A 15,160-nucleotide genomic window follows, 5' to 3' on the forward strand; every position below is an offset into this window, starting at 1 on the left:
GGGCTGTGAGGTGGGATAATGATGTATTCGGCTACATATTTCGCTTGGCGATCGTCCTTGATGCGTCAGGTCTGTCTGGAAGGAGTTTCATGAAACGAGTTGATGATTTCCGTCTGCGCTTTGGCAAGCAGGAGCTGGTGCCCATCGTGGTTGGCGGGATGGGGGTGGATATCTCCACCGCTGACCTGGCGTTGGAAGTGGCGCGGCTGGGCGGAATAGGTCACATCTCGGATGCGATGGTCAAGACGGTAGCCGATCGCCGATTCAATACCAAATACGTCAAGGAAAAGCTCAAGCTCTACAAGTACAACGTCGAGAACCCCGACAAGTCGGTCGTCCAGTTCGATCTCGGCCAGCTTGCCGAGGCGACCCGCCTGCACGTGGGCAAGACGATGGAGGCCAAGAAGGGCCCCGGCATGATCTTCGTGAACTGCATGGAAAAGCTCACGATGAACGCCCCGAAGGAAACCCTTCGGGTGCGTCTGGCCACTGCGCTGGATGCTGGCGTCGATGGCATCACGCTTGCTGCCGGCCTGCACCTGGGTTCGTTCGCGCTGATCGAGGATCATCCCCGTTTCCGTGATGCCAAGCTCGGCATCATCGTGTCGTCGCTGCGGGCGCTGCAGCTTTTCCTGCGCAAGAGCGCGCGCACCAACCGCCTCCCCGACTACGTGGTGGTCGAAGGCCCGCTTGCCGGTGGTCACCTGGGTTTTGGCATGGACTGGGCGCAGTACGACCTGGCCACCATCGTCGCCGAGATCCATGCCTGGCTGATTGCCGAGAAACTCGACATTCCGCTGATCCCGGCGGGTGGCATCTTCACCGGTAGCGATGCGGTGTCCTTCCTCGAAAACGGCGCTGCGGCCGTGCAGGTGGCGACTCGTTTCACGGTTACCACCGAATGTGGTCTGCCCGAGAAGGTGCAGCAGGAGTATTTCCGCGCCAGCGAAGAAAACATCGTCGTGAATCAGGTGTCGCCGACCGGCTACCCGATGCGGATGCTCACCAACAGCCCAGCCATCGGCTCCGGCATCCGCCCGAACTGCGAGGCCTATGGCTATCTGCTCGACGCCAACGGCAGCTGTGCCTACATCCAGGCCTACAACCGCGAAGTCGCGGCTCATCCGGGCGCCAAGCGGGTGTCGGTGATGGATAAGACCTGTCTGTGCACCCACATGCGCAACTTCGACTGCTGGACCTGCGGGCACTACACCTATCGCCTGAAGGACACCACCCGCAAGGCGGAAGACGGCAGCTACCAGATCCTCTCTGCCGAGCACGTCTTCAACGACTATCAGTTCAGCACCGACAACAAGATTGCGCTGCCTGATTGATCTGCGGTTTCCGCAATAAAAAACCCGGCCTTGCGCCGGGTTTTTTATTGTCAGAAGAATCGCTTCAAGGCGTCACCCGGAATGTCCATTCCGGTACTGCGGGCGCGCTTGAGAAGTTCCCAGTAATAACGGTAGGACGCCCGGTCGTGCAGCTTTCCGGCGTGCTGGATCGGACCCCAGTGCTTGTCCTGGGCAGCGATCAGGATGCTCGCCGCCTCCTCGACTTCGGTGAAGTCGGGGCGCATGGCTTCGACGATCGGGACGATCTGGTTCGGGTGAATGCTCCACATGCGCAGATAACCGAACTCCTTGCGGGCACGCTCGGCGTCGTGGCGGATGTAGGCCAGATCCTTGAGCTCGGTGGTGACGTTGTGGGAGGGCACGACGCCGTTGGCGAGGGCTGCGGCGGAGATATCGCACTTGGCGCGAATGACCAGCGGGTGTTCAAACTGGCCGGGGCTGCGCATCACCGCGCCGGGGATTGCGCCGTGGTGACCGCTGACGAAATCCATCAGACCGAAGTCGAGGGATTCCACACGATCCAGTGCAGCGATCTCCCAGGCGTCGCGCAGGGCGCCGTGGGTCTCGATGAGCACATGAACCGGAATCTCCCGCTTGATGCCGTGGCGTTCTTCGGCGTTGCGGATCGCCTCGATCTGGTGGGCGGCATCGGCGACGCTGCGGGGCTTGGGGATGGTCAGGAAGGCGAGCCGCTCGCCGGCCTGGCCGACCAGGATGTCTACGTCCTGCTCCCAGTGGGCGTGGGTGATGTCGTGGATGCGGGCACCGACGCGGCCGAAGCGGTTGTCACCGGACATGACGAGTTCCGCTGCCATCGCCGCGTGCTCTGCCTCGGCGCCGGCGTGGGCGCCATCCTCGCAGTCACAGGTGATGTCGAACACCGGCCCGAGCTCATGCTGAAGGCTCAGGGCCTTGCGCATCAGCTTTTCACTGCCAGCGTAATGGTCGACGGCTGGGAGGATGGGGAAGGGCTTTTCGCCCTGGAAGAGCACGTGGTCGGGATGCGGCAAGGCGGACATGGCGGATACTCGAAGTGATCTGGCAGGCGGAGGAGGGTAGCAAAAAACGGCGTGAACGAAAAACGCGGGAGCATTTCTGCCCCCGCGTTCTGACCGGCTGAGAACTGCGGCGATCAGGCCAGCAGATCCTTCACGCCGTCACGCTCTTCGAGCAGCTCGTTCAGTGTGTGGGTCATGCGCTCACGGGAGAACTCGTCGATTTCCAGGCCCTGGACAATCTTGTACTCGCCGTTTTCGGTGGTGACCGGGAAGCCGTAGATGATGCCTTCGGGGATGCCGTAGGAGCCATCGGACGGGATGCCCATGGTGACCCATTCGCCGTTGGAGCCGAGCACCCAGTCACGGATGTGGTCGATGGCGGCGTTGGCGGCCGAGGCAGCGGAGGACAGGCCGCGGGCTTCGATGATCGCAGCGCCACGCTTGCCGACGGTGGGCAGGAACACGTCGCGGTTCCAGGCGTCGTCGTTGATCAGACCCTTGACGCTGTCGCCATTGGAGGTGACGGCGCGGTAGTCGGCGTACATCGTGGGGGAGTGGTTGCCCCAGACGACCAGGTTCTTCAGGCTGGAGACGTCACGGCCGGACTTGGTGGCCAGCTGGGACAGGGCGCGGTTGTGGTCCAGACGCAGCATGCCGGTGAAGTTCTTGGCATTGACGCGGCCGTACTTGACGGCGATTTCCTTGGCGATGTAGGCGTTGGTGTTGCAGGGGTTGCCCACAACCAGCACCTTGACGTTCGGATCAGCGAACTGGCCGATGGCGGCGCCCTGAACGGTGAAGATCTTGGCGTTTTCGGTCAGCAGATCCTTGCGCTCCATGCCGGGGCCGCGCGGACGGGCGCCGACCAGCAGGCAGACTTGGGCGTCCTTGAAGGCGACATTGGGGTCGTCGGTGGCAATCATGCCGGCCAGCAGCGGGAAGGCACAGTCTTCCAGTTCCATCATGACGCCCTTGACAGCCTTCTGGGCTTGCGGGAGGTCGAGCAACTGGAGGATGACGGGCTGATCCTTGCCCAGCATTTCGCCACTGGCGATGCGGAACAGGAGGCTGTAACCGATCTGACCGGCGGCGCCGGTGACTGCGACACGAACGGGGGCTTTTGCCATTATTGAAACTCCCTCTACATAGAAAGTGTTATCGAAACTAATTCACTGCTGATTCGCGCCGCCAGCGAGTCGCCGCGATGCTGATCTTGGGTTGGCGCTGGCGCTGAGCCGGTCAACGTTCGAATCGTAGGAGCATTTGGAAAGGCTGTCAATTTCCTTGTCTTATATCTTATATAAGATATAAGACTGATTATAGACTGTCTTTCGAAAGTGTGTTCAAATACACGCATGCGACACGACTCGCCCACCTTCAGCCCCCTGTACCGTCAGATCAAGAATCTGATGCTTAATGCTTTGGAGTCCGGCGAGTGGCGCCCGGGGCAGGCGATTCCCAGTGAACAGGAACTCGCCATCCGCTTCAGTGTAAGCCAGGGTACGGTGCGTAAGGCCATCGATGAGATGGCGGCCGAGAACCTCCTGGTTCGCAAGCAGGGCAAGGGCACCTACGTCGCTTCCCATAACGATCCCCGTGCGCTGTTCAGATTCCTCCGGCTTGTTCCCATGGATGGCGATCTCGCGCATCCGCAAAGCGTACCGCTTGATTGCTGGAAGGCCAAGGCGGGGAACGAGGCTGCGCGCATGCTGGGCATCGAGCTCGGTGCGCCTGTCACCATCCTGCGGCGTCTGCTGCGTTTTGCAGGAAAGCCGGTGGTGGTGGATGAGATCTATCTGCCGGGTGAGATCTTCCAGGGTCTGACCATGGAGGTTCTGCAGGGCTCGCATGGTTCCCTATATAGTCTGTTCGAAAGCCGCTTCGGTGTGCGGATGATCCGTGCCGAAGAGCGGATCCGCGCGGTTGCGGCCGACCGTATGACCAGCGAAACCCTCAATGTCGCGGAAGGTACGCCGCTGCTGTCCGTCGAACGGGTAACCTACACCTATGGCGATCGGCCGGTTGAATGGCGTCGGGGGCTTTATCTGACGGCGGATCATTATTATCTTAACGAATTGAATTGACGGTTTTGAATTGATGGGAGGGCCCGGCCTGTCAGTTGATGGTAAGGGTATATACTTATAATTTTGTTTGTGTGGGAAATGAGCGACTTGCGAGTTGCTATTGTTAGAGGGAAATCTTATGACAGAGGTGATTTTGAAGAAACAGCGCCCGAAGCATCTGGCGCTGAACGAGATCAGGCTCCCGCTTGCCGGGAAGGTCTCGATTCTGCATCGGGTGAGCGGCGCTGGTCTGTTCCTCATGCTGCCGGTGCTGCTTGCGCTCTTCGGCGCCAGCGTGGGCTCTCCGGAATCCTATGCTGAATTCGCCAAGATTGTCGGGAATCCTTTTGTCAAACTCATCCTGAGTGGCCTGGTGTGGGCGTACCTGCACCATTTCTGTGCCGGCATCCGTTTCCTGCTGCTTGACTTGCACGTCGGCGTCGACAAGGAATCTTCGGTCAAGAGCGCCCGCATGGTGCTGATCGTCAGTCTCGTTCTCACTGCCCTTCTGGTGACCAAGCTATGGTAAAGCCCGTCATTGTTGGTGCCCACTACGGTTTCCGCGACTGGCTCGCCCAGCGCGTCACGGCTGTCGTGATGGCACTCTATACCGTCATTATTGCAATTTGCGTCCTGACCATGCCTGATGGCTCCTACGAGAGCTGGCGCGGTGTCTTCAGCGGCGGCTTCATGAAGTTCGCGACCTTCCTGTTCTTCATGTCGCTGTTCTTCCACGCCTGGATCGGCGTGCGTGACATCTTCATGGACTACATCAAGCCCACGGGTATCCGTCTTACCCTGCATTCGATCGTTGCCCTCGCGCTCATCGGCTACGCCGGCTGGGCTGCTCAGATTCTCTGGAGGCTGTAAGTGAAAGTCGCTAAGCATACTTTTGACGCGGTTATCGTCGGTGCCGGTGGCGCCGGCCTGCGGGCGGCGCTCCAGCTCTCCGAAGCCGGCCTCAAGACGGCCGTCCTGACCAAGGTCTTCCCGACCCGCTCCCACACCGTTGCTGCGCAGGGCGGTGTTGCCGCTTCCCTGGGTAACTCGACCGAAGACAACTGGCACTGGCACATGTACGACACCGTCAAGGGGTCGGACTGGCTGGGTGACCAGGATGCGATCGAGTTCATGGTCAAGAAGGCCAACGAAGTCGTCGTCGAACTCGAACACTACGGCATGCCGTTCGACCGTACCGACAACGGCAAGATCTACCAGCGTCCGTTCGGCGGTCACTCGCAGAACTACGGCCAGACCCCGGTGTCTCGCTCCTGTGCCGCGGCCGACCGTACCGGTCACGCGATGCTGCACGCGCTGTATCAGCGCAATGTGCGCGCGAACACCCAGTTCTTCGTCGAATGGATGGCGATGGACCTGATCCGCAACGCCGACGGCGATGTGCTGGGTGTGACCGCCATGGAAATGGAAACCGGTGAGGTTTCGATCTTCCACGCCAAGGCGACCATCTTCGCCACCGGCGGTGCCGGTCGTATCTACTACAGCTCCACCAATGCCTTCATCAACACCGGCGACGGTGTCGGTATGGCGGCTCGTGCCGGCATTCCGCTGGAAGACATGGAGTTCTGGCAGTTCCACCCGACGGGCGTGGCCGGCGCTGGCGTGCTGATCACCGAAGGCGTGCGTGGCGAGGGCGGCATCCTGCGTAACGCCGCCGGCGAGCGCTTCATGGAACGCTATGCCCCGAACCTGAAGGATCTGGCCTCCCGTGACGTCGTGTCGCGTTCGATGGTCACCGAGATCAACGAAGGCCGTGGCTGTGGTTCCGAGAAGGATCACGTGCTCCTCGACATCACCCACCTGTCCCCCGAGACCATCATGAAGCGCCTGCCCGGCATTCGTGAAATCTCGATCCAGTTTGCTGGCGTCGATCCGATCAAGGCCCCGATCCCGGTTGTGCCGACCTGCCATTACCAGATGGGCGGTATTCCGACCAACTACAAGGGTCAGGTCATCGTCCCGAAGGACGGCAACCCGAACGTCCCGGTTTCCGGCTTCTACGCCGCTGGCGAATGCGCCTGCGCATCGGTGCACGGCGCCAACCGTCTGGGCACTAACTCGCTGCTCGACCTGCTGGTGTTCGGCAAGTCCGCCGGTGAGACTGTGGTTGCCGACTTCCGCTCCGGCCAGCTCACGCTCAAGCCGCTGCCGGACGACGCCGCCGATGTGTCCCTGGCCCGTATCGCCCGTCTCGAAACCCAGACCAGCGGCGTTGAAGTCAACGACGTTCGTCTCGACATGCAGCGCACGATGCAGAAGCACGCCGGCGTGTTCCGTTTTGCCGACATGCTCAAGGAAGGCGTCGAGAAGATCCTCGAAGTGGCCGAGCGCGCCAAGCATACCCAGATCAAGGACAAGTCCAAGGTCTGGAACACCGCTCGCACCGAAGCCCTCGAACTCGACAACCTGATCGAAGTCGCCAAGGCGACCATGATCTCCGCCGAGGCCCGCAAGGAATCCCGCGGTGCCCACGTGCGTGATGATGCACTCGATTGCGCCGAGACCCCCAACGGCCGTGACGACAAGAATTGGCTCAAGCACACGCTGTGGTACAGCGAGGGCAACCGCCTCGACTACAAGCCGGTCAATCTGCAGCCGATGTCCGCCGACGTCGAGCCGATCGCGCTGGCCAAGCGTACCTACTGAGCGTTCCGGAGATTAGAAGATGAGCAGCAAGCGAACCGTACAGTTCAAGATCTACCGCTACAATCCGGACAAGGACGACAAGCCCTACATGCAGGACATCTCTGTCGAACTCGAAGAGTCCGACAAGAAGCTCCTTGATGCACTGGTCCGTCTGAAGGCTAAGGACGACACCCTGTCCTTCCGTCGCTCCTGCCGTGAAGGTGTGTGTGGCTCCGACGCCATGAACATCAACGGCAAGAACGGTCTTGCCTGCCTGACCAGCGTCGAAGAACTGGCCCAGCCGATCACCATCCGTCCGCTGCCCGGCCTGCCGGTCATCCGCGACGTGATCGTCGATATGACCCAGTTCTTCAAGCAATACCACTCGATCAAGCCTTACCTGGTCAACAACGATCCGGCTCCGGAGCGCGAACGCCTCCAGAGCCCGGAGGACCGGGAAGAGCTCAATGGTCTCTACGAGTGCATCCTCTGCGCGTGCTGCTCCACGAGCTGCCCGTCGTTCTGGTGGAATCCGGACAAGTTCGTTGGTCCGGCCGGCCTGCTGGCGGCTTACCGCTTCCTCGCCGACACCCGCGACCAGGCGACCAGTGAGCGTCTCGACAACCTGGAAGATCCGTACCGTCTCTTCCGCTGTCACTCCATCATGAACTGCGTCGACGTCTGCCCGAAGGGTCTCAACCCGACCAAGGCGATCGGCAAGATCAAGGACATGATGGTCCGTCGCGCCGTATGACGCTCAATCGGGGGCGCGTGCGCTGGCAGTGCCGTCGGGCTCTTCTGGAGCTCGATCTGGTGTTCACGCGCTTCCTCGAAAGGCACTTCGATCGTCTCACCGACGATCAACTGGCGGATCTGGATGACCTGCTGCTCGTCGAAGACCATGACCTCTGGGCCATGGTCAACGGCAGCCAGCCGGTCACCAACGACCGCTGGAAGGAAATGATGGATCTGCTCCGGGCCGGCTGACGGGGCAGGGCATCGCTAGGGAGTTGTGGAGTTTCAACAGGGAAAAGGGACCAAAATATGACCACGCAACGTACTGCTACACTGACCGTAGATGGCAAGGCCGTAGAGTTTCCGATCATGTCGGGGACGCATGGCAATGATGTGATCGATATCCGCACCCTCGGCGGAAAGACCGGGTACTTCACGTACGACTCCGGTTTCCTGTCCACGGCCAGCTGCCAGTCCAAGGTCACCTACATCGACGGTGACAAGGGCGAACTGCTGTACCGCGGCTACCCGATCGAACAACTGGCCGACAACTGCAACTTCCTCGAAGTCACCTACCTGTTGAAGAACGGCGAGCTGCCCAATGCCGCTCAGAAGTCCGACTTCGAGAACACCATCAAGAAGCACACGATGGTGCACGAGCAGCTGTCCAAGTTCTACTCCGGCTTCCGCCGTGACGCCCACCCGATGGCCGTCATGACCGGTGTGGTTGGCGCGCTGTCCGCCTTCTACCACGACGCCATGGACTTCTCCGACGTGGAGCACCGCAACGTCAGCTTCAACCGTCTGGTTGCCAAGCTGCCGACCATCGTTGCGATGGCCTACAAGTACAACACCGGCATGCCGTTCATGTACCCGGACAACGAGTTGGACTACACCGCCAACTTCATGCGCATGATGTTCGGCAACCCGTGCGAAAAGTACGTGCCGAACCCGGTGCTGGTCCGTGCGCTGGACGTGATCTTCACGCTGCACGCCGATCACGAGCAAAACGCCTCCACCTCCACCGTCCGTCTGGCCGGTTCGTCCGGTGCCAACCCGTTTGCCTGTATCGCCGCCGGCATCGCCTGCCTGTGGGGCCCGGCGCACGGTGGTGCGAACGAAGCCTGCCTGAACATGCTGGAAGAGATCGGTGACGTCTCCCGCGTCGGCGAGTACATCGCCCGCGCCAAGGACAAGAACGACAGCTTCAAGCTGATGGGCTTCGGTCACCGCGTCTACAAGAACTTCGACCCGCGCGCCAAGCTGATGCGCAAGGTCTGCCACGACGTGCTGGGTGAATTGGGCCTCGAGAACGACCGCCTGTTCAAGCTGGCGATGGAACTCGAAAAGATCGCCCTGGAAGACCAGTACTTCGTCGAGAAGAAGCTCTACCCGAACGTGGACTTCTACTCCGGCATCGTTCAGAAGGCGCTCGGCATCCCGACCGACATGTTCACCTGCATCTTCGCGCTGGCCCGCACCGTCGGCTGGATGACCCAGTGGGAAGAAATGATCACCGATCCGGAATACAAGATCGGTCGTCCGCGTCAGCTGTACATCGGCGCCGCCCGTCGCGACGTCGTGCCGCTGGCTCAACGCGGCTAAGCAATACGGAGGGGGAGGGGGAAACAGGGGAAACGAATGCGGGATGGTCGATCATTGGGCCATCCCGCTTCGTTTGTCCATAAGAACACAGAATCAGGGATTTCTCCCCACCGCATAAACACTCAGAAGACAAGACACAAGCCTGGTGGTCGCCCATGATGAAACAGCTTTTTGAGAGCTCCCAACTGTTCGGCAGCAATGCTCCGTTCATCGAGGAACTTTACGAGAACTATCTCGACAATCCGGATTCCGTCTCCGATGAATGGCGGACCTATTTCGATGCGCTGCAGAACACGCCGGGCAACGGCCGTGATGTAGCCCATTACCCGATCATCAACGCCTTTGCCGACATGGCGAAGCGCGGCCCGGTGCGCACCGTGGTGGCGAGCGGCGCCGACCAGAAGCAGGTCAGCGTCCTGCAACTGATCAACGCCCACCGTTTCCTGGGCACCCGCTGGGCGCAACTCGATCCGCTGAAGCGGACCGAGCGTCCCGAGATCCACGAACTCGAGCTGTCCCACTACGGCTTCACCGAGGCGGATCTCAACGAGACCTTCAACACCGGCTCGTTCCACGGCCTGCCGGGCGATCGCGCCACCCTGCGCGAGATCCTCGACGCCGTGCGTCAGACCTACTGCGGCTCCATCGGCGCCGAGTACATGTACATGACCGACATCGGTGAGAAGCGCTGGATCCAGGCGCGTCTCGAGCCGACCCGCGGCCGTCCGACCTTCGACAATCAGAAGCAGCGTCGCATCCTCGAGCGCCTCACCGCCGCCGAGACCATGGAGCGTTACCTGCACACCAAATACGTCGGTCAGAAGCGTTTCTCGCTGGAAGGTGGTGAGAGCACCATCGTCGCGATGGACGAACTGATCCGTGTCGCGGGTAGCAAGGGCGTCCAGGAAATCGTGATCGGCATGGCTCACCGTGGCCGCCTCAACGTGCTGGTGAACACCCTCGGCAAGTCGCCGAGCATGCTGTTCTCCGAGTTCGAAGGCAAGGCTGCGTCCGATCTGTCCGCGGGTGACGTGAAGTACCACATGGGCTTCTCCAGCGACGTGATGACCGCCGGTGGTCCGGTGCACCTCACGCTGGCGTTCAACCCGTCGCACCTGGAAATCGTCAACCCGGTGGTCGAGGGCTCGGTGTATGCCCGTCAGACCCGTCGTGGCGAGAACGGCAAGTCCGAAGTCGTTCCCGTCATCATCCACGGTGATGCGGCCGTTGCTGGTCAGGGCGTCAACCAGGAAATGCTCAACTTCGCGCAGACCCGCGGCTACGGCACGGGCGGCACGATCCACATCGTGGTGAACAACCAGATCGGTTTCACCACCTCGGATCCGCGCGATTACCGTTCCTCGCTGTACTGCACGGACATCTTCAAGATGGCCGAAGCGCCGATCTTCCACGTCAATGGCGACGATCCCGAAGCGGTCGCGTTCGTCATGGGCCTGGCTGTCGAGTACCGTCAGGAGTTCAAGAAAGACGTGGTTGTCGACATCGTCTGCTATCGCAAGCTCGGCCACAACGAAGCCGACGAGCCGATGGTGACCCAGCCGCTGATGTACAAGAAGATCGCCAAGCACCCCGGCACCCGCAAGCTGTACGCGGAAAAGCTGGTTGCCCAGGGCGTCTGCCAGGCCGACGAGCCGGAACAGTTCATCAAGGATTACCGCGCAGCCCTCGACAAGGGCGAGCTGCTGGCCAATCCGGTGCTGTCCGACTTCAAGCGTCAGTTCTCCCAGGACTGGGGCCCGTACGCCAACAAGAAGTACACCGACAAGTGCGACAGCAAGGTGCCGATGGCGGAACTCAAGCGGCTCTCCAAAGCCCTGACGACCACCCCCGAAGGCTTCGTGCTGCACCCCCGCGTCCAGAAGATCATCGACGATCGCAAGGCGATGGGCGAAGGCAAGCTGGCCCTCGACTGGGGCATGGGCGAAAACCTCGCCTACGCCAGTCTGGTGGTTCAGGGCTTCGGCATCCGCATCTCCGGTGAAGACGTCGGCCGTGGCACCTTCTTCCACCGTCACGCTGCGCTGCACGATCAGAACCGTGACCAGTGGCACGACGGCACCTACTACCCGCTGCAGAACATCCGCGACGGCCAGGCCCCGTTCTACTGCTACGACTCCGTGCTGTCCGAAGAGGCCGTGCTGGCCTTCGAATACGGCTACGCGTCGGCCGAGCCGAACCAGCTCGTGATCTGGGAAGCCCAGTTTGGCGACTTCGCCAACGGCGCCCAGGTGGTGATGGACCAGTTCATCAGCTCCGGTGAAGCCAAGTGGGGCCGTCAGTGCGGTCTCGTGATGATGCTGCCGCACGGCTACGAAGGTCAGGGTCCCGAGCACTCTTCCGCGCGTATCGAGCGCTACATGCAGCTGTGCGCCGAGATGAACATGGAAGTGTGCATCCCGTCCGGCCCGTCGCAGATCTTCCACCTGCTGCGTCGCCAGGCCCTGCGCAAGCTGCGCAAGCCGCTGGTGATCATCACGCCGAAGTCCCTGCTGCGTCACAAGGATGCCGTCTCCTCGCTGGAAGAGCTCTCCAAGGGCACCTTCCAGACCGTCATCGGCGAGATTGACGATCTCGATGCCAAGAAGGTCAAGCGCGTCCTGCTGTGCTCCGGCAAGATCTACTACGAACTGCTGGCTCACCGTCGTGCCCAGGGCATCGACGACATCGCCATCGTGCGCATGGAACAGCTCTATCCGTTCCCGGCCGAGGCCTTCGCGGCCGAGGTGAACAAGTACCCGAACGCCAAGGAAGTGGTGTGGGTGCAGGAAGAGCCGCGCAACCAGGGTGTCTGGTACTGGCTGGCCTCGCGCCACCACCTGGACAGCAACCTCGGTGAAGACCACAAGTTCCTGCTTGTGGCCCGTCCCGCGGCGGCTTCGCCGGCTGTCGGCTACTACGCCAAGCACAACGCGCAACAAAAGGCTGTCATCGAAAATGCATTTGGCGAAATCAAGGCCTGATGCAATCCATGCCGAACTGAACACAAGGGAGAAAACATGCTGATCGAAGTCAAAGTGCCGCAACTGTCCGAGTCCGTCTCCGAAGCCACGCTGGTTAGCTGGCACAAGAAGGAAGGCGACGCTGTTTCCCGCGACGAGAACCTGATCGACATCGAGACCGACAAGGTCGTGCTGGAAACCCCGGCACCGGCTGACGGCGTGCTCGTCAAGATCGTCAAGAACGGCGGCGACTCCGTGACCTCCGGTGAAGTCATCGCCACCATCGACACCGAAGCCAAGGCCGCTGCCGGCGCTCCGGCTGCCACTGCCGCTCCGGCCGCTGCCCCGGCTGCTGCCGCTGCTGCTCCGGTTTCCGCCGCCAGCCCGTCCGCCCGCAAGATCCTCGACGAGAAGGGCATCGCTGCCGCCGACGTCGCCGGCTCCGGCCGTGGCGGTCGTGTCACCAAGGAAGACGCCGTTGCTGCCCAGGCCAAGCCTGCCGCCGCCGCTGCCGCTCCGGCGGTTGCCGTGGCCACCGGCGACCGCGCCGAGCAGCGCGTTCCGATGACCCGTCTGCGCGCCCGTATCGCCGAGCGCCTGATCCAGTCGAAGAACGAAAACGCCATCCTGACGACCTTCAACGAAGTCAACATGGCGCCGGTCATGGCCCTGCGCAAGCAGTACGCCGAGAAGTTCGAGAAGGCCCACGGCGTGCGTCTGGGCTTCATGGGCTTCTTCGTCAAGGCCGCGGTTGCTGCCCTGAAGAAGTTCCCGATCCTGAACGCCTCGGTGGACGGCAACGACATCATCTACCATGGCTACATCGACATCGGTATCGCCGTCGGCTCGCCCCGTGGCCTGGTGGTGCCCATCCTGCGTGACGCCGACCAGATGTCCATCGCCGACATCGAGAAGAAGATCGCCGAATACGGCCAGAAGGCCAAGGACGGCAAGATCTCCATCGAAGAGCTCACCGGTGGCACGTTCTCCATCTCCAACGGTGGTGTGTTCGGTTCGATGATGTCCACCCCGATCATCAACCCGCCGCAGTCCGCGATCCTGGGCATCCACGCCACCAAGGACCGTGCCGTCGTCGAAAATGGTCAGGTCGTGGTCCGTCCGATCAACTACCTCGCCATGTCCTACGATCACCGGATCATCGACGGCCGCGAAGCCGTGCTGGGTCTCGTGACCATGAAGGAAGCGATGGAAGATCCGTCCCGTCTGCTGCTGGAAGTCTGATCTAACTGACCCGAGGCACGGCCGCGGCAGGATTCCTGTCGCTGCCGTGCCTTGTTTCAATCCGAACAAGGAAGAACACACATGGCGAAGCAATTCGACGTTCTGGTTATCGGCGGTGGCCCCGGCGGCTACGTGGCAGCGATCCGCGCCGCGCAACTCGGTTTCAACACGGCCTGCGCCGAATCCAATCCCTATGCCGACCCGAAGGGCGAACCGCGCCTGGGCGGCACCTGCCTCAACGTGGGCTGCATCCCGTCCAAGGCGCTGCTGCACACCTCGCACCTGTTTGAAGAAGCCGGTCACGCCTTCGAAGAGCAGGGCATCTCCGTTGGCACGCCGAAGATCGACGTGGCCAAGATGATCGGCCGCAAGTCCAAGATCGTCGAGCAGCTGACTGCCGGCATCAAGGGCCTGTTCAAGAAGAACAAGGTCACCTTCCTGGCTGGCCACGGCTCCTTTGTCGCGAAGACCGACGGCGGCTGGCAGGTCAAGGTCGGCGAAGAAGTCGTCGAGGCCAAGCAGGTCATCGTGGCGACCGGCTCCACCGCCCGTCACCTGCCGGGCATTCCGGTGGACAACAAGCTGGTGTGCGACAACATCGGCGCCCTCGACATTGATTCCGTGCCCAAGCGCCTCGGCCTGATCGGTTCCGGCGTGATTGGCCTGGAAATGGGTTCGGTCTGGAACCGTCTCGGCTCTGAAGTCACCATCCTCGAAGCCATGGACAGCTTCCTCGGCGCTGCCGACCAGGATCTGGCCAAGGAAGCCCTCAAGCTGTTCACCAAGCAGGGCCTCGACATCAAGCTGTCCGTCAAGGTCGGCAAGGTCACCGTCGGCAAGAAGTCGGTCACCGTCGAGTACGAAACCAAGGATGGCGCCCAGAAGGCCGAGTTTGACCGTCTGATCGTCTCCGTCGGCCGCGTGCCCAACACCGCCGGCCTCAACGCCGAAGCGGTCGGCCTCAAGATCGACGAGCGTGGCTTCATCGACGTGGACGGCCACAACCAGACCAACCTGCCCGGCGTGTGGGCGGTGGGTGACGTGGTGCGTGGCCCGATGCTGGCCCACAAGGCGATGGAAGAGGGCGTTGCCGTGGCCGAAACCATGGCTGGCCAGAAGGGCCACACCAACTTCGACACCATCCCCTGGGTCATCTACACCTCGCCGGAAATCGCCTGGGTCGGCAAGACCGAGCAGCAGCTCAAGGCCGAAGGCGCCGCCTACAAGGTCGGCAAGATCCCGTTCATGGCCAACGGCCGTGCGCTGGGTGCCGGCACCCCGGCTGGCTTCGTGAAGATGATCGCCGATGCCAACACCGACCGTATCCTCGGCGTGCACATCATTGGTTCCAACGCGTCCGAGCTGATCGGCGAAGCCGTTGTGACCATGGAGTTCGCCGGCGCGTCGGAAGACCTCGCCCGCATCTGCCATGCCCACCCGACCCTGTCGGAAGTGGTGCACGAAGCAGCGCTGGCGGTGGACAAGCGTCCGCTGCACTTCTGATGAAGCGGCCGGCCTTCGGGCCGGCCAGTCTTCAGCCGGGGGCGGTCAGGCGGTAA

Annotated in this window: 13 protein-coding genes; 11 read left to right on the forward strand and 2 right to left on the reverse strand. The window is 61.6% G+C overall.

The annotated features are described in order from the left end of the window. The first annotated feature begins 89 nt into the window (after positions 1-89). Positions 90-1,334: a nitronate monooxygenase gene (locus QQK25_RS00890; RefSeq protein ID WP_153161649.1), complete on the forward strand. Its 1,245-nt coding sequence runs from the start codon at positions 90-92 to the stop codon at positions 1,332-1,334. A gap of 50 nt (positions 1,335-1,384) precedes the next feature. Here the strand turns inward: QQK25_RS00890 and QQK25_RS00895 are convergent, their stop codons facing one another. Next, positions 1,385-2,374, reverse strand: coding sequence for an HpcH/HpaI aldolase/citrate lyase family protein (locus QQK25_RS00895; RefSeq protein WP_284186318.1), 990 nt, complete (start codon positions 2,372-2,374; stop codon positions 1,385-1,387). 113 nt (positions 2,375-2,487) lie between these two features. Then, positions 2,488-3,480 (reverse strand): malate dehydrogenase, encoded by a 993-nt coding sequence (locus QQK25_RS00900; RefSeq protein WP_284186319.1) that lies wholly within the window; start codon positions 3,478-3,480, stop codon positions 2,488-2,490. 228 nt (positions 3,481-3,708) lie between these two features. Here QQK25_RS00900 and QQK25_RS00905 point away from each other — a divergent pair, with 228 nt between their 5' ends. From QQK25_RS00905 to lpdA, 10 genes are all read left to right on the forward strand, one after another. Then, a complete protein-coding gene (locus QQK25_RS00905; RefSeq protein WP_153161646.1) occupies positions 3,709-4,437 on the forward strand; it encodes a GntR family transcriptional regulator in 729 nt (242 codons plus the stop codon). Positions 4,438-4,555: 118 nt separating this feature from the next. Further along, on the forward strand, positions 4,556-4,945 hold the full coding sequence (gene sdhC, locus QQK25_RS00910; RefSeq protein ID WP_153161645.1) for a succinate dehydrogenase, cytochrome b556 subunit: 390 nt from the start codon (positions 4,556-4,558) through the stop codon (positions 4,943-4,945). Continuing rightward, positions 4,939-5,286 carry a succinate dehydrogenase, hydrophobic membrane anchor protein gene (gene sdhD / locus QQK25_RS00915; protein WP_194271218.1) on the forward strand — a complete coding sequence of 116 codons (348 nt, stop codon included), beginning with the start codon at positions 4,939-4,941 and terminating at the stop codon, positions 5,284-5,286. Before sdhC ends, sdhD begins: the two co-directional genes overlap by 7 nt. After that, a complete protein-coding gene (gene sdhA, locus QQK25_RS00920; RefSeq protein ID WP_284186320.1) occupies positions 5,287-7,080 on the forward strand; it encodes a succinate dehydrogenase flavoprotein subunit in 1,794 nt (597 codons plus the stop codon). It begins immediately after the preceding gene. 19 nt (positions 7,081-7,099) lie between these two features. Further along, positions 7,100-7,813, forward strand: coding sequence for a succinate dehydrogenase iron-sulfur subunit (locus QQK25_RS00925; RefSeq protein WP_153161644.1), 714 nt, complete (start codon positions 7,100-7,102; stop codon positions 7,811-7,813). Further along, complete coding sequence (locus QQK25_RS00930; RefSeq protein WP_153161643.1) at positions 7,810-8,046, forward strand: succinate dehydrogenase assembly factor 2; 237 nt, start codon at positions 7,810-7,812, stop codon at positions 8,044-8,046. Before QQK25_RS00925 ends, QQK25_RS00930 begins: the two co-directional genes overlap by 4 nt. A 57-nt stretch (positions 8,047-8,103) precedes the next feature. Then, positions 8,104-9,399, forward strand: coding sequence for a citrate synthase (gltA, locus tag QQK25_RS00935; RefSeq protein WP_153161642.1), 1,296 nt, complete (start codon positions 8,104-8,106; stop codon positions 9,397-9,399). Positions 9,400-9,554: 155 nt separating this feature from the next. Then, positions 9,555-12,380: a 2-oxoglutarate dehydrogenase E1 component gene (locus QQK25_RS00940; RefSeq protein WP_153161641.1), complete on the forward strand. Its 2,826-nt coding sequence runs from the start codon at positions 9,555-9,557 to the stop codon at positions 12,378-12,380. A gap of 36 nt (positions 12,381-12,416) precedes the next feature. Next, positions 12,417-13,601: a 2-oxoglutarate dehydrogenase complex dihydrolipoyllysine-residue succinyltransferase gene (gene odhB, locus QQK25_RS00945; RefSeq protein ID WP_284186321.1), complete on the forward strand. Its 1,185-nt coding sequence runs from the start codon at positions 12,417-12,419 to the stop codon at positions 13,599-13,601. Between the two features lie 81 nt (positions 13,602-13,682). After that, positions 13,683-15,104: a dihydrolipoyl dehydrogenase gene (lpdA, locus tag QQK25_RS00950; protein WP_284186322.1), complete on the forward strand. Its 1,422-nt coding sequence runs from the start codon at positions 13,683-13,685 to the stop codon at positions 15,102-15,104. The last annotated feature ends 56 nt before the right edge of the window (positions 15,105-15,160 follow it).

Origin of the sequence: Zoogloea oryzae (assembly GCF_030161255.1) — a bacterium.
In the GTDB taxonomy this organism is placed as follows: domain Bacteria; phylum Pseudomonadota; class Gammaproteobacteria; order Burkholderiales; family Rhodocyclaceae; genus Zoogloea; species Zoogloea oryzae.

Excerpts from the sequence above, each read along its gene's own strand:
- QQK25_RS00940 (WP_153161641.1), top strand. The coding sequence starts at position 9,555 with ATGATGAAACAGCTTTTTGAGAGCTCCCAACTGTTCGGCAGCAATGCT.
- QQK25_RS00930 (WP_153161643.1), top strand. The coding sequence starts at position 7,810 with ATGACGCTCAATCGGGGGCGCGTGCGCTGGCAGTGCCGTCGGGCTCTT.
- sdhC (WP_153161645.1), top strand. The coding sequence starts at position 4,556 with ATGACAGAGGTGATTTTGAAGAAACAGCGCCCGAAGCATCTGGCGCTG.
- QQK25_RS00900 (WP_284186319.1), bottom strand. The coding sequence starts at position 3,480 with ATGGCAAAAGCCCCCGTTCGTGTCGCAGTCACCGGCGCCGCCGGTCAG.
- QQK25_RS00890 (WP_153161649.1), top strand. The coding sequence starts at position 90 with ATGAAACGAGTTGATGATTTCCGTCTGCGCTTTGGCAAGCAGGAGCTG.
- QQK25_RS00905 (WP_153161646.1), top strand. The coding sequence starts at position 3,709 with ATGCGACACGACTCGCCCACCTTCAGCCCCCTGTACCGTCAGATCAAG.
- gltA (WP_153161642.1), top strand. The coding sequence starts at position 8,104 with ATGACCACGCAACGTACTGCTACACTGACCGTAGATGGCAAGGCCGTA.
- odhB (WP_284186321.1), top strand. The coding sequence starts at position 12,417 with ATGCTGATCGAAGTCAAAGTGCCGCAACTGTCCGAGTCCGTCTCCGAA.
- sdhD (WP_194271218.1), top strand. The coding sequence starts at position 4,939 with ATGGTAAAGCCCGTCATTGTTGGTGCCCACTACGGTTTCCGCGACTGG.
- lpdA (WP_284186322.1), top strand. The coding sequence starts at position 13,683 with ATGGCGAAGCAATTCGACGTTCTGGTTATCGGCGGTGGCCCCGGCGGC.
- QQK25_RS00895 (WP_284186318.1), bottom strand. The coding sequence starts at position 2,374 with ATGTCCGCCTTGCCGCATCCCGACCACGTGCTCTTCCAGGGCGAAAAG.
- QQK25_RS00925 (WP_153161644.1), top strand. The coding sequence starts at position 7,100 with ATGAGCAGCAAGCGAACCGTACAGTTCAAGATCTACCGCTACAATCCG.